Genomic DNA, 14,347 nt, shown 5'->3' on the forward strand with positions numbered 1-14,347 from the left:
GTCGCGCGTATCGGTGCCGAATCACCCGGGGAGTTTCGATGTCGTCGCTGATGGCCATGCCCTTGCCGTCTTCCGGACATGACGTGTTCGAGCGCATCCTGGCCGCGCCGGCCGGGGTGGTGGCCGTGCGCAGCGAGGACGGCGAGGCGTTGCTGGAACAGTTCCGCGGCATCGCCCGGCACAGCGGGCAGGCCGTGTACCTGTGGCGGCCGGGGCAGGGCCTGTCCAGCCTGCGCGACGCCTATGCGCGCGTGCCGGATGCGCAGCGCCTGGGCCAGGCGCTGCGCTACATGCAGCAGAGCATGCATTTCGGCGTGTACCTGCTGCAGGAGCTGGAGTTGCCGCTGGCCGCGACCGACCTCACCCTGCTGCGGCAGCTGGCGCGCGCCACCACCGGGCACCTGCGCCGCGTGGTGCTGCTCAACGCGCCGAAGGCGCTGGTGGAGCAACTGGGCGACCTCATCGCCAGCGTCGAGAGCGAACCGGAGCGCCGGCAGCGCCTGCGCCTGCGCGATGGCCGCTGGCTGAGCGGGCAGGCATGAGCGAAGGCATTCTCGTCCTGGCCGAGCAGCGCGAGTTGCGCCGCCGCCTGTTCGACGTGTTCGACCAGGCAGGCTGCCGGCACATCCACAGCGCCCGCGATGCGCAGCATGCGGCGATCCTGCTGGAGGGGCGCCAGCCGCTGGATCTGATGGTGGCCGTGCTTGGCAACGATGCGGCACAGGCGCGCCAGTGCTGCGAGCAGTTGCGCGCACTGAAGGCCTGCGACGGCGTACGCCTGCTGGCGGTGCTCGACGAGAAGGCGGCGCTGCAGCCCACGCAATTGCCCGACGGGGTGTCCGGCTGGCTGCCCGCCGCGCAGATCGAAACCGAATTGCTGGCGCGCTGGCGGCAAACGCCGCCCACCGCCCTGGCGGCTGCGCCCACGGCGCCTCCCGGCGCGGCGGAAAAGGCGCTGGCGCTGCTGGCCCGTATCTTCGCCACCAGCGGCGGCGGCGCCACCCGCGATGCCACCGCGCGGCTGCTGTTCGACGAGATGGCGCTGGACTATTTCGCGGTGTGGCCGCTGCGCAAGGACGGCGGCGAGATCCTCGTCCCGCTGCTGCAGCTGTGGAGCGGCGCGGAGCCGGCGTGGCCGGCGCTGGAATCGCAGGAGCTGCTGCAGCGCGTGCTGGACGGCGAGCCGGTGCTCTACGGCAGCGACGCGCAGCAGCAGGCGCCGGACGATCCGCTGCTGCCGCTGTTGCAGCTTTCCGGTTTCGTGGGCCTCCCTTTGCTGGACGAGCGCCGCGTGGTGCTGGGCGCCATGCTGGCCGGCACCCGGCGCGGCTTCGAGGGCATGGCCATCGTGGAGCCGCTGCTGCGTTGCGCGGCGGCGCGCTTCGCGCAGGGGCTGGAACTGGGGCTGACCCGCGAGCAGGGGCGCGCCGAAGGCCTGATCGATGCGCTCACCGGCCTGCCGAACCGGCTGCTGTTCGGCGACCGGCTGGAATCCATCCTGCGCGAGGCGGTGCGCAACGGCGAATGCTTCGCCGTGCTGTTCGTGGATCTCGACCACTTCAAGGTGGTCAACGACACCCACGGCCACGCCGCCGGCGACCAGGTGCTGCAAGAGGTCACCCGCCGCCTGCGCGGCAGCGTGCGCGCCTCCGATACCGTCGCCCGCTATGCCGGCGACGAATTCACCGTGGTGCTGCGCCACATCGTGAAGAACGACGACGTGCACAAGGTCGCCGAGAAGATCCTGCAGGTGATGGCCGAGCCGCTGGTGTTGGAAGAGGGCACGCGGCTGGAGCTGGGCGTGTCCATCGGCGTGAGCTTCTTCCCCGACGACTCGCACGACGCGGAGACACTGCTCAAGCACGCCGACGAGGCGATGTACGCGGCCAAGCGCGAAGGCCGCAACACCTGGCGCATCTACGAGGTCAGCCCGGAATACGCGCGCGAGCACGGCATGGCGCTGCGTTCGCGCCTGCGCCATGCGCTGGGCAACGGCGAACTGCGCCTGGTCTACCAGCCGCAGGTGGACACCGACAGCGAAGACATCGTGGGCATGGAGGCGCTGCTGCGCTGGGAGCACCCCGAACTGGGGCCGATCAGCCCGGCGGTGTTCGTGCCGCTGGCCGAGGAAACCGGGCTGATCGTGCCGATCGGCGAGTGGGTGCTGCGCACCGCCTGCCGCCAGGCCCACGAATGGGAGCTGCGCTACGGCCTGCGCCTGCGCCTGGGCGTGAACCTGTCCGCGCTGCAGCTGATGGAGCCCAAGCTGCCGGCCACGGTGTTCCGCGCGCTGCAGGAAACCGGGCTGGATCCGTCCCTGCTGGAGCTGGAAGTCACCGAAAGCATCAGCATCAAGGCCGCGCCCAACCTGGTGGAGAACCTGCAGGCGCTGCACCGCATGGGCTGCGGCATCGCCATCGACGACTTCGGTACCGGCGCCGCCTCGCTGGATTACCTGCGCAAGCTGCCGGCCGACCGCATCAAGGTCGACCAGAGCTTCGTGCGCAACATCGGCGTGGATCCCGACGACGAGGCCATCGTGCGCGCCACCATCGAGATGGCGCACCGGCTCAAGCGCTCGGTGGTCGCCGAGGGCGTGGAAACCGAGGCGCACCTCGCCTTCCTGCGCGAGCATGCCTGCGACGAGCTGCAGGGCTACCTGTTCTGCCGGCCGCTGCCGGTGGTGTCGTTCGAGCGCCTGCTGGCCGAGCGCCAGCAGTTGCTGGGCCTGCCCGCGCAGGCCAACGCGACGGCTTGAGCGGAGCGTCCGATGTCCCCATGCTGTTTCGGCATCGCTAGACTTGGCGATGAGGCTGAACTTGTGCGCGCAACTCCTGTCTGAGCTGCGCGCCCGACCTGGACAGGCCCCGCAGCGGAACACGGCATTGACGACGGAAACGGCCCGCACGGGCGAAAACGAACTGGATCGGGCACTGGTCGAACGCGTCCAGGGCGGCGACAAGCGCGCCTTCGACCTGCTGGTGCGCAAGTACCAGCACAAGGTGATCGGGCTGGTGTCGCGCTACGTGAAAAGCCACGCCGAGAGCGAGGACATCGCGCAGGAAACCTTCATCCGCGCCTGGCGGGCGATCGGTTCGTTCCGCGGCGACAGCGCGTTCTACACCTGGCTCTACAAGATCGCGGTGAACACCGCCAAGAACCACCTGGTGGCGATGGGGCGGCGCCCGCCCACCGACGACATCGACGCCGAGGACGCCGTGTTCATGAGCGGCGCCGAGCGCATGCACGACAGCGCCACCCCCGAGCGCGAACTGATGCGGCAGGAAATTGAACATTCGGTGTTTTCCACTGTCCAAGCCCTGCCCGAGGAACTCCGGGTGGCCATCACGCTGCGCGAGGTGGACGGCCTGAGCTACGAGGAAATCGCCGCGCAGATGGGTTGTCCGATCGGTACGGTGCGTTCGCGCATCTTCCGGGCCCGCGAGGCGATCGACGAAAAATTGCGCCCCCTGTTGACCGGGCGCGAGGAAACGACATGAACCAGCCAGACCTGCATGTGCGTGAACACCTCTCTGCCGGCATCGACGGCGAGCTGTCGCACGAAGAGCTGCGCTTCCTGCTGCGGCGGCTCGATCACGACGTCGAACTGCAGCATGCATGGACGAGCTACCACCTGGCCCGCGACGGCCTGCGCCGGCAACTGCAGCCGCTGGCCAGCACGGGTTTCACGGCCCGGGTGATGCTGTCCATCGAGCAGCAGGACACCTTGGCGGTCGTCGCGCCGCGCCAGCATCGCTGGCTGCGCTGGTCGGCTGGAGGCGCCATCGCCGCCAGCGTGGCCGCGGCGGCACTGATGGTTTCCCAGCCCACCGGCGACCGTTCCGATCGCCACACCGCGCCGCTCACCGCGCAGACCTCGGCCGGTACACCGGTGCGCAGCACGCCGTTCGCCGCCGCGCAGCCGGCGCCGGAGGTGGCGGTGGTGCCGCAATGGTTGAGCGGCAAGGCGCCGGGCTTGCTCAGCCAGCGCGCCTCGGCCACGCTGGGCGCGCCGGGCAATGCCGACTTCTCGCCCTATGCGCGCGGCCTCTCGTCGTTCCGCGCGCAGCGCTACCGCACGCTGGACAACCACGACGGCAGTTACCTGATCCTGCTCGACCCGGCCCAGCAGCAGGTGCCGGACGCGCCGCGCCAGGGCGCCGCCAGCGCGCAGTGACGCCGGGCCGCGTGCGTGCCCCGCGGTTCGTCGTTCCATCTTCCCATTGTCCGCACACGGCCCTGCCGGGGCCGTTGGCGATGCGTGCCCGTTCCTCGTTTGAACCAATAAGGAGGCGTCATGAAACCATCCATCCTGCGCAGCCCGCGTCTGGGCCTGCTGGTGTGCTGCGCGCTGGCCGGCACGGCTTTCGCCGTACCCAACGTGCATGCGCAGTCCGCGCCTGCCGTGGCCTCGCTGCCTGACTTCACCGGCATCGTGCAGAAGAACGCGCCCGCCGTGGTGCAGGTGGAGGCGAAGTACGACGGCGGCGGCAAGCCGCGCCTGCGCGGCCTGCCAGGGCAGGGCGGCATGCCGAACGATCCGCAGGCCGAGCTGTTCCGCCGCTTCTTCGGCATGCCGATGATGCCCTCGCCGGCGGAGCAGGCGCACACCTCGCTGGGTTCGGGCTTCATCATCTCCGGCGACGGCTACATTCTCACCAACAACCACGTGGTCGACCATGCGGACAAGGTGATCGTGCGGCTGCAGGATCGGCGCATCCTTGACGCCAAGGTGGTGGGCACCGACCCCACCTACGACATCGCCCTGCTCAAGGTGAGCGCAGGCGGCAGCCTGCCCACGGTGAGCATCGGCGACTCGCGCACGCTCAAGGCCGGCCAGTGGGTGCTGGCGATAGGCTCGCCGTTCGGCTTCGACTACACCGTGACCCAGGGCATCGTGAGCGCGGTGGGGCGCAACCTGGGCAGCCAGGATCAACCCTACACCTCGTTCATCCAGACCGACGTGCCGATCAACCGCGGCAATTCCGGCGGCCCGCTGTTCAACCTGCAGGGCCAGGTGGTGGGCATCAACTCGCAGATCTACTCGGGCACCGGCGGCTACCAGGGCGTGGCGTTCTCGATCCCCATCGACGTGGCGATGAATGCGGTGGAGCAGCTCAAGACCCGCGGCTACGTGACGCGCGGCCAGTTGGGCGTGATGGTGCAGGAAGTCAGCGACGACATGGAGAAGGCCTACAAGCTGCCGGACGCATCCGGCGCGGCGGTGGCCCAGGTGACCCCGGACAGCGGTGCCGACAAGGCCGGCCTGCAGTTGGGCGACATCATTCTTTCCTACGACGGCCACGCCATCCGCAGCCCAGCCGACCTGCCGCCGCTGGTCGGCATGACCAAGCCCGGCGCACGCGTGCCGGTGGAGATCCTGCGCAACGGCAAGAAGCAGACCTTGCAGGTCACCATCGGCGCGATGCCGCGCGACCAGGACGCCGTGAGCAACGGCGGCGCGGCGCCGAACGCGGGCAGCAGCGGCGCCACCGCGCTGGGCCTCGCCGTGCAGCCGCTGGACAGCGCCACCCGCAAGCAGATGGATCTGAAACCGGGGCAGGGCGTGCTGGTCGGCGACGTCACCGGTGAAGTGGCGGCGCAGGCCGGCCTGCAGCCGGGCGACGTGATCCTGATGGTCAACCAGCAGCCGGTGGGCAGCGTGGAAGCGTTCCGGGCCGCGACGAAGGACGTTAAGGCCGGTTCCACCGTGCTGCTGCTGGTTCGGCGGGACGGCCAGAACCGTTTCTTCGGCCTGACCGTGCCGGACGGCAAGTGATGGCGGCGGGCGCGGCGGCCTGATCGGCCGCCGCGCCTCGCGCCGAAGCGGTTCCATGCGACAATACGGGGTTAGCGTCGCCGCTCCGGCGGCATCCCCAAGGCAAGGCTGGCTTACCGCGCTCCATGGAACTGATCCGCAACTTCTCCATCATCGCCCACATCGACCACGGCAAATCCACGCTGGCGGATCGCATCATCCAGATCTGCGGCGGCTTGGCCGAGCGCGAGATGGAGGCGCAGGTGCTCGACAACAATCCGATCGAGCGCGAGCGTGGCATCACGATCAAGGCGCAGTCGGTGTCGCTGCCGTACAAGGCGCGCGACGGCAAAACCTACCAGCTCAACTTCATCGACACGCCCGGCCACGTGGATTTCTCGTACGAAGTCTCCCGCTCGCTGGCCGCTTGCGAAGGCGCGCTGCTGGTGGTGGACGCCGCGCAGGGCGTGGAGGCGCAGTCCGTCGCCAACTGCTACACCGCGGTGGAGATGGGCCTGGAAGTGGTGCCGGTGCTCAACAAGATCGACCTGCCCACCGCCGACATCGACAAGGTGAAGGGCGAGATCGAGGCGGTGATCGGCATCGATGCCACCGACGCGGTGGCGATCAGCGCCAAGACCGGCCTCAATGTCACCGAGGTGCTGGAAGCCATCGTGGCGCGCATCCCGCCGCCGAAGCCGCGCGACACCGACAAGCTGCAGGCGCTGATCATCGACTCCTGGTTCGACAACTACCTCGGCGTGGTGTCGCTGGTGCGCGTGATGCAGGGCGAGATCAAGCCCGGCGACAAGCTGCTGGTGATGTCCACCGGCCGCGTGCACGAGGTGGACGACGTGGGCGTGTTCACGCCCAAGCGCAAGAAGCTGGAAAAACTCTCGGCGGGCGAGGTGGGCTGGATCAACGCCTCGATCAAGGACGTGCACGGCGCGCCGGTGGGCGACACGCTCACCCATGCCGGCAAGCCGGCCGCCGAACCGCTGCCCGGCTTCCAGACCATGCAGCCGCGCGTGTTCGCCGGCCTGTTCCCGGTCTCCGCCGACGACTTCCCGGCGATGCGCGAGGCGCTGGACAAGCTGCGCCTCAACGACGCCGCGCTGTTCTTCGAGCCGGAAAGCTCCGAGGCGATGGGCTTCGGCTTCCGCTGCGGCTTCCTCGGCATGCTGCACATGGAGATCGTGCAAGAGCGCCTCGAGCGCGAATACGACCTCAACCTCATTACCACCGCGCCCACCGTGGTGTACGAGGTGCTGAAGACCGACGGCACGGTGCTGGCGCTGGACAACCCGGCCAAACTGCCGCCGGTGCCGCAGATCGAGGAGATCCGCGAGCCCATCATCGTGGCCAGCATCCTCACGCCCGAGGCCTACATCGGCAACATCGTCACGCTGTGCCAGGAGAAGCGCGGCGTGCAGCGCTCGATCCAGTACCTGGCCACCCAGGTGCAGATCACCTACGAGCTGCCGCTGGCCGAGGTGGTGCTGGATTTCTTCGACCGCCTGAAGTCGGTGTCGCGTGGCTACGCCTCGATGGACTACCACTTCGAGCGCTTCGACGCCGGCCCGTTCGTGCGCGTGGACGTGCTGATCAACGGCGACCGCGTGGATGCGCTGTCGCTGATCGTGCACCGAACGCATGCGGATCGCCGCGGCCGCGAGCTGGTGGAGCGCATGAAGGATCTGATCCCGCGCCAGCAGTTCGACGTGGCGATCCAGGCGGCGATCGGCGCGCAGATCATCGCGCGCTCCACCGTGAAAGCCTTGCGCAAGAACGTTCTGGCCAAGTGCTACGGCGGCGACGTCAGCCGCAAGAAGAAGCTTCTGGAAAAGCAGAAAGAAGGCAAGAAGCGCATGAAGCAGGTCGGCCGGGTGGAGATTCCGCAGGAAGCCTTCCTCGCCGTGTTGCGTACGGACAAATAAGCAGCGGAACCCTCGGGAGTAAGCATGGAATTCGACTTTTCCGCCATCCTGTTGGCCCTCACCGTGCTGTTCGGCGTGGTGTGGGGACTGGATCGGCTGTTCCTCTACAAGAAGCGCAAGGCACGGCTGGACGCGGCGGGCAGTGAATACGTCGATCCCGTTGCGGTGGACTGGGCGCGTTCGCTGTTCCCGGTGGTGCTGGTGGTGCTGGTGCTGCGCTCCTTCGTGGCCGAGCCGTTCCGCATTCCCTCGGGCTCGATGATGCCGACGCTGGACGTGGGCGATTTCATCCTGGTCAACAAGTTCGCCTACGGCCTGCGCCTGCCGGCGTTCAACACCAAGTTCCTCGACCTCGGCGAGCCGAAGCGCGGCGACGTGGTGGTGTTCCGCTGGCCGGGTTACCTGTGCCACGACGCCACTGGCAAGCTGGTGCGCAGCGGCGACATCAGCTGCGCCGACCCGCATGCGCCGGTGCCGAACCAGAACTGGATCAAGCGCGTGATCGGCCTGCCCGGCGACACGGTGGAGATCCAGGGCTCCGACCTGATGATCAACGGCAAGCCGGTGCAGGCCGACGAGATCGGCCCCTATGTGGGCAACCCGCAGCGCGACGAAGAGCGCCTGATGCTGGACATGGGCGCCACGGTGTGGAACGAGCACCTGGTGCGCGAGGACGGCAAGGTGGTCAACCACACCATCGCGCGCATGCCGGCCTACACCACGCCCTATTCGATCCCGAACGCGGTGGTGCCATCCAAGGTGCCGCCGGGCTGCTACCTGGTGATGGGCGACAACCGCAACAACAGCACCGACAGCCGCTGGTGGGGCTGCCTGCCGGAGCAGAACCTGGCGGGCAAGGCTTTCATGATCTGGATGAGCTGGAAGGGTTGGGGTACGGGCGGCGTGGATTTCCACCGCATCGGCAAGCTCATCCATTGATGTGACGTGGCCGTGCCAGCCCAGGCGCGGTCGCTGGCATAATCGGCGCCAGCTGCACTGGCGGCAGCACCGCACAACCACAGCCGGCCGCGCCGGCGCGTAGCGAGGGGACTATGAAAACGAAACAGTCGGGCGTGACCCTGATCGGGTTCCTGGTGATCCTGCTGGTGGTCGGCTTCTTCGGCTTCATGGCGATGAAGTTGGTACCGGCCTACACCGAGTACGGCGGCGTGGTGAAGGCGATGAACGGCATCGCCGGCGAAGGCGGCAGCGACAAGTCGCTGGACGGCATCCGCCGTGACCTGATGTACAAGTTCAGCATGCAGTACGTGGACGACAACACTATCGCGCCCACCGACATCACGATCACCCGCAACAGCGGCGGCGCCAGCACGCTCAACGTGTCCTACGACAAGGACATCCCGTTCATGTACAACATCGACTTCCTGCTGCACTTCAGCAAGAGCGTGCCGCTGTCGGGCAACGTGGGCCAGTGAGTCGAACGGTTTGGCCCTGAATTACCGCTTCCGCGATCCCGCGCTTGCCGCGCTGGCGCTGACCCACCGCAGCGTCGGCAAGCCGAACAACGAGCGCCTGGAGTTCCTCGGCGATGCCCTGCTGGGTGCCTTCGTGGCCGAGATGCTGTACGAGGCGCACCCCAAGGCCAGTGAGGGCGAGCTGTCGCGGCTGCGCGCGCAACTGGTCAACGGCCAGGCGCTGGCGGAGATCGCGCGCGAGCTGGAGCTGGGCGATGCGCTCAAGCTCGGCCCCGGCGAGCTGAAGAGCGGCGGCTTCCGCCGCGATTCGATCCTGGCCGACGCGTTCGAAGCCTCGCTGGCCGCGGTGTTCCTCGACAGCGGCCTCGAAGCCTGCCGCCAGGTGGTGCGCGAACTGTTCGGCGAGCGCGTCATGGCGCTGCGGCGTTCATCCAAGGACGCCAAGACACGCCTGCAGGAATGGCTGCAGGGCCACGGCCATGCGCTGCCGCAGTACGAACTGATCGACAGCCGCGGCGAGGATCACGCCAAGATCTTCGACGTGCGCTGCACGGTGAGCGAACCGCAACCGCACAGCGCCGAAGCCAGCGGCCCCAGCCGCCGCCAGGCCGAGCAGGATGCCGCCGAAGCCGTGCTGGCGCACCTGACCGGGCCGGCAGACGCCGCCTGACTGCACCGTCGCGCGCGGGCCGGCGCACTACAATGCCCGCATCCTTCCGAGCATTCATCCCATGGATCATCCCATCGAAACCGGCGCCGACGGCGCGTTGCCGCACGACGACTACCGCTGCGGCCTGGTCGCACTGGCCGGACGCCCGAACGTGGGCAAGTCGACCCTGCTCAACGCGCTGATCGGCTTCCGCCTCTCCATCGTCAGCCCGCGTCCGCAGACCACGCGCCACCGCATCCTGGGCATCGCCAGCAGCGAGGCGGGGCAGATCCTCTACGTCGACACGCCGGGCCTGCACCGCGGCGCCAAGCGCGCGATGAACCGCAGCCTCAACCGTGTCGCGCGCGCGGCGATCAGCGACGTCGACCTGGTGGTGCAGGTGATCGAGGCGGGCCGCTGGACCGACGAGGACGAGGCGCTGTACGCCGCGCTCACCGAGCAGAAGGCGCCGCGCATCCTGGTCATCAACAAGGTGGATCTGAGCAAGGACAAGGGCGCGCTGCTGCCGTTCGTGGCCACGCTCAACGAAAAACACGCCTACGACGAGATCCACTACGTCAGCGCGCTGAAGAAGAAGGGCCTGGCCGAGCTGGAGCGCGCCATCCTCGCCCGTCTGCCGGTGCGTGCGCCGGTCTACGGCGAAGACGAGATCACCGACCGCAGCGAACGCTTCCTCGCCGCCGAGATGGTGCGCGAGCAGCTGATGCTGCGCCTCGACCAGGAGCTGCCCTACGCCACCACGGTGGAGATCGAGCAGTTCAACGATCGCCCCGACGGCATCGCCGAGATCCACGCGGTGATCTGGGTCGAGCGCGACGGCCAGAAGGCCATCGTGATCGGCCAGGGCGGCGCCCAGCTCAAGGCCATCGGCAGCGCCGCGCGCCGCCACATGGAGCGCCTGTTCGAGCGCAAGGTCTTCCTCAAGCTGTGGGTGAAGGTGCGCGAGGGCTGGGTGGACGACGAGGCAATGCTGAAGAAGTTCGGCTACACCGACTGACACTTGCGGGCAGCGATGCGCCTCGACCAGCAACCCGCCTACGTGCTGCACGCGCGGCCCTACCGCGAGACCTCGCTGCTGCTGGAATGCCTGACCCGCGACCATGGCCGGCTCGGCGTGGTGGCGCGCGGCGTGCGCGGCGAGCGGGCGCGCCTGCGGCGTTCGCAGCTGGAGCCGTTCCAGCCGCTGGCGCTGGATCTGCTGCTGCGCGGCGAGCTGGCCACGCTGGCCGGTGCCGAAGTGGTGGGCATGCCCCCGCGGCTGGTCGGCGAGCATGGCCTGGCCGGGCTCTACCTCAACGAACTGGTGGTGCGGCTGACCGCGCGGCAGGATGCGCAACCGGCGCTGTTCGACGTCTACGCGCAGACGCTGGCACGGCTGGCCGCAGGCGAGCCGGTGGGTTGGACGTTGCGCCGCTTCGAGCGCGACCTGCTGGAGGCCATCGGCTACGGATTGCAATTGCGGCACGAGGCCGGCCACGACGAAGCGCTGCAGGCGCAGGCGCATTACCGCTACGACGTGGAGCAGGGCGCCTTGCGCTGCGCGGCGGGCGCGCCCCATGTCCTGCGCGGCGCCGACCTGCTCGCGCTGGCCGATGACCGCATGCCGGATCGCGCAGGCATGGCGGCCTTGCGCCGCTTGATGCGCGAGGTGATCCGTCACCACCTGGGCGGCAGCGAGCTGCGCGCGTGGCGGGTGCTGGCAAGTGTGCGGCCATCACGTTGAGGATGGAGCACATGCGGTATTCCCGAGCCGAGCCGGCGCTCAGGCGTCCAGTGCCTGCAGCGTGGCCCGCAAGGCGCCGAGGAACTGCGTGACCGCCATGTCGAAGGCGCGCGGGCTTGTGCGCAACTGCTGCTGCAGGCGCGTTGCTTCGGTCGCCAGCGCCGGGGCGCCGCAGAATCCGCAAGACGAACGCAACCGGTGCAGGCGGTCTTCCAGTTGTGCGTCGTCGCGTTCCGCCGAGCCAAGCTCCCGATCCAGCAGGGCCAGTTCGTTGCGCAGCAGCTGGCGCAACGCGCGCATGGTGGAGGCATCGCCACTGGCGCGCAGCGCCGCTTCATCGTCTAGCACGGGCATGGCGCCGGGCAGCATGGCCAGCACGCGTTGCAGCTCGGCGAGGCCGCAGGGTTTGCGCAGCACATCGTGGAAGCCGCATGCACGCAGTTCGCGTTCCGCGGCGGCATCCAGTTCGGCGGAACTGGCGACGGCCAGGCTGCCGCGCGAGGCGCCGCCGCTTGCCTGCAGCCCCGCCAGCACCTCGCATGCGCCCGCGCCGGGCATGCGGCAATCCAGCAGCAACAGGTCGAAGCGCTGGTTCCGGGCCAGTTGCAGCGCCTCGTCGCCGTTGGCACAGTCCCGTACTTGGGCGCCAAGCGCGAGCAGCGCATCGTGCAGGAAACGGCGGCTGGCTGGGTCGTCGTCGGCCACCAGCACGCGTGGCGACGAAGTGGCGGCAGGGCTGATGGGCATGACCGGATCCTTGGTTCAGCTGACTTTGGCAGAATGGCTGTAGATGCGTCCGACTTCAAGCCACCTGCTGCTGTGCCTGTTCCTGTTGCCGGGCCTTGGCCTGATGCAGCCGGCGCGCGCGGACATCAGGGTCGCCGCGAAGCGGCTGGATCTGCCCGGCCTGCACCTGCAGGACATGGAGGCACGCATCGGCGAGGATCCGGCCGGCGGCCTGCACCTGCAAGTGCAGGCCGGACAGGCCGACGTCGCCGCGCTGGGCTGGCGCCGCGTGGGCCTGCGCCTGGACGGCAGGTTGCAGCGCGACGCCCAACGGCGCTGGCTGTTCGATGGCCGCGTGCAATTGCGTGGCGTGCCCGGCGGCGCATTGACCGATGCGCAACTGGGCTGGATGGTGAGCCCTGGCGCCGACACCATGCAGGTCGAGTTGCAGCAGGACAAGGCGCAGGCCAGCGCGTGGCTGCCGCTGGATCAACCCAGCCACGCGCAGATCAGCCTGCGCCAATGGCCGGCAGCCTGGCTGCAGGGGCTGCTGGGTCAGGTGTGGGCGGGGCGCGTCACGACCGGACGGGTGGACGCCGATCTCGCACTGGATGCGGAAGACGCCGTCGTGCAGTCGTCTGGCCAGTTCGCGCTGGCCGGCGTGGGTTTTGAAAAAGCCGGCGGCGTGCTGGCGGGGCAGGGCATCAGCGGCAAGGGGCGCTTCGATTTCTCGAACGAAGCCGGCGCCAGCACGCTTGGCGTGCAAGGCCTGCTGGACGGCGGCGAGCTGCAACTGGGGGCGCTGTACGCGAAGTTGCCCGAGCATCCGGTGCAACTGAATGTGAGCGCGCGCGCGCAGCAGGGCGCCGTCGAACTGCAGCATCTGCACATCGACGATGCCGACGCGCTGCAACTCGATGGCACGATGGCATTCGACGCCAGGGGCAAATTGCAGAAGCTGCAGCTGAATCGCTTCCGCGCGGACTTTCCGCAAGCCTATCAACGTTACGGCCAGGGCTGGCTGACCACGCTGGGTTGGCACGACCTGCGCGCCGACGGGCGCGTGGCCGGCAGCATCGACTGGCGCAGCGGCAGCCTGAACGCCTTCGCATTCGACACCGACGGCCTGGATCTGGCCGACGGCGGCGGGCGCTTCGCGATAAGCGGCCTGCGCGGCGGCCTGGACTGGTCGGCGCAGGGCGACCGCCCGGCGACCACGCTGGGCTGGCAAAGCCTGCAGTTCCATCGGATACCCATGGCCGCCGCGACATCGCGCTGGCAGGATCGCGGCGGCAACCTGTCCCTGCTGGAGCCGTTTGCCGTGCCGGTGCTGAAGGGCGAGCTGCGCTTGGCCAGCCTGGGCTGGCACCCGGCCGCGGCGCCGGGCCAGCGCCTCGACGGCAGCCTGAGCATCGCCGGCATCGACATGGCCAGCCTCGGCCATGCGCTGGCCTGGCCGACGATATCCGGCACGCTGGCCGGATCCTTCCCCTCGCTGCGCTGGGCCAACGACAGCCTTGAGCTGGACGGCAGCCTCGTGGCCAGCGTGTTCGGCGGCAGCGTGGAAGCTCCCCGTCTTTCGCTGCAACAGCCGTTCGGCGGGGCGCCGGAACTGGCGGGCGACTTCAAGCTGAGCCAGCTCGACCTGGCCGCGATCACCAGCGTGTTCGACATCGGCAGCATCACCGGGATGCTGCACGGCTCCATCGACGACCTGCGCCTGGTGGACTGGCGTCCGGTCACGTTCAATGCCACCTTGCTGGCGGACGATGGCGGGCGCATCAGCCAGCGCGCAGTGGCCAACCTCAATGCATTGGGCGGCGGCGGTGTCGTCGGCGGCCTGCAGGGCGTGGTGCTCAAGCTGTTCAAGACCTTCGGCTACAAGCGCATCGGCCTGTCGTGCGCGCTGCAGGGCGATGTCTGCCGGATGGGCGGGCTGGATGCCGACACGGACGGCTACACCATCCTCGAAGGCAGCGGCCTGCCCCGCCTGCAGGTGGTCGGCCGCCAGGACAAGGTCGATTGGTCCACCATGCAGCGGCGCCTGCGCGAAGCCGTGGCCGGGCATGCGCCAGCGGCTCATTGATCGGCGATAAT

General features: G+C 68.8%; 13 protein-coding genes. 12 read left to right on the forward strand and 1 reads right to left on the reverse strand.

Annotated elements, in window-relative coordinates:
• The first annotated feature begins 38 nt into the window (after positions 1-38).
• The 11 genes from ACZ5Z2_RS08165 to recO all read left to right on the forward strand — a co-directional run bounded on the left by ACZ5Z2_RS08165 (position 39) and on the right by recO (position 11,524).
• Positions 39-542: a hypothetical protein gene (locus ACZ5Z2_RS08165; RefSeq protein ID WP_464761448.1), complete on the forward strand. Its 504-nt coding sequence runs from the start codon at positions 39-41 to the stop codon at positions 540-542.
• Positions 539-2,758 carry a putative bifunctional diguanylate cyclase/phosphodiesterase gene (locus ACZ5Z2_RS08170; RefSeq protein ID WP_464761449.1) on the forward strand — a complete coding sequence of 740 codons (2,220 nt, stop codon included), beginning with the start codon at positions 539-541 and terminating at the stop codon, positions 2,756-2,758. Before ACZ5Z2_RS08165 ends, ACZ5Z2_RS08170 begins: the two co-directional genes overlap by 4 nt.
• Positions 2,759-2,885: 127 nt before the next feature.
• Positions 2,886-3,500, forward strand: coding sequence for an RNA polymerase sigma factor RpoE (gene rpoE / locus ACZ5Z2_RS08175; protein WP_464761450.1), 615 nt, complete (start codon positions 2,886-2,888; stop codon positions 3,498-3,500).
• Positions 3,497-4,177 (forward strand): sigma-E factor negative regulatory protein, encoded by a 681-nt coding sequence (locus tag ACZ5Z2_RS08180; RefSeq protein ID WP_464761451.1) that lies wholly within the window; start codon positions 3,497-3,499, stop codon positions 4,175-4,177. The genes rpoE and ACZ5Z2_RS08180 overlap by 4 nt, the downstream gene beginning before the upstream one ends.
• 120 nt (positions 4,178-4,297) lie before the next feature.
• Positions 4,298-5,779 (forward strand): DegQ family serine endoprotease, encoded by a 1,482-nt coding sequence (locus ACZ5Z2_RS08185; RefSeq protein ID WP_464761453.1) that lies wholly within the window; start codon positions 4,298-4,300, stop codon positions 5,777-5,779.
• A 125-nt stretch (positions 5,780-5,904) separates the two neighbouring features.
• Entirely contained in the window at positions 5,905-7,695 is a 1,791-nt protein-coding gene (gene lepA, locus ACZ5Z2_RS08190) for a translation elongation factor 4 (RefSeq protein WP_464761454.1), read from the forward strand.
• Between the two features lie 24 nt (positions 7,696-7,719).
• A complete protein-coding gene (gene lepB, locus ACZ5Z2_RS08195; protein WP_464761455.1) occupies positions 7,720-8,634 on the forward strand; it encodes a signal peptidase I in 915 nt (304 codons plus the stop codon).
• Between the two features lie 113 nt (positions 8,635-8,747).
• On the forward strand, positions 8,748-9,131 hold the full coding sequence (locus ACZ5Z2_RS08200) for a DUF4845 domain-containing protein (RefSeq protein WP_464761456.1): 384 nt from the start codon (positions 8,748-8,750) through the stop codon (positions 9,129-9,131).
• 10 nt (positions 9,132-9,141) lie between these two features.
• A complete protein-coding gene (gene rnc / locus ACZ5Z2_RS08205; protein ID WP_464761457.1) occupies positions 9,142-9,801 on the forward strand; it encodes a ribonuclease III in 660 nt (219 codons plus the stop codon).
• A 61-nt stretch (positions 9,802-9,862) separates the two neighbouring features.
• Entirely contained in the window at positions 9,863-10,798 is a 936-nt protein-coding gene (gene era, locus ACZ5Z2_RS08210; protein WP_464761458.1) for a GTPase Era, read from the forward strand.
• A gap of 15 nt (positions 10,799-10,813) precedes the next feature.
• Complete coding sequence (gene recO, locus ACZ5Z2_RS08215) at positions 10,814-11,524, forward strand: DNA repair protein RecO (RefSeq protein WP_464761459.1); 711 nt, start codon at positions 10,814-10,816, stop codon at positions 11,522-11,524.
• A 39-nt stretch (positions 11,525-11,563) separates the two neighbouring features.
• Here recO and ACZ5Z2_RS08220 read toward each other — a convergent pair whose 3' ends face one another.
• Positions 11,564-12,271, reverse strand: coding sequence for a response regulator (locus ACZ5Z2_RS08220; RefSeq protein ID WP_464761460.1), 708 nt, complete (start codon positions 12,269-12,271; stop codon positions 11,564-11,566).
• A 43-nt stretch (positions 12,272-12,314) separates the two neighbouring features.
• On the opposite strand from ACZ5Z2_RS08220, the gene ACZ5Z2_RS08225 reads away from it, so the two are divergent.
• Positions 12,315-14,336 carry a translocation/assembly module TamB domain-containing protein gene (locus ACZ5Z2_RS08225; RefSeq protein WP_464761461.1) on the forward strand — a complete coding sequence of 674 codons (2,022 nt, stop codon included), beginning with the start codon at positions 12,315-12,317 and terminating at the stop codon, positions 14,334-14,336.
• Positions 14,337-14,347 lie beyond the last annotated feature (11 nt).

It is taken from the genome of Rhodanobacter sp. G1 (assembly GCF_055397855.1).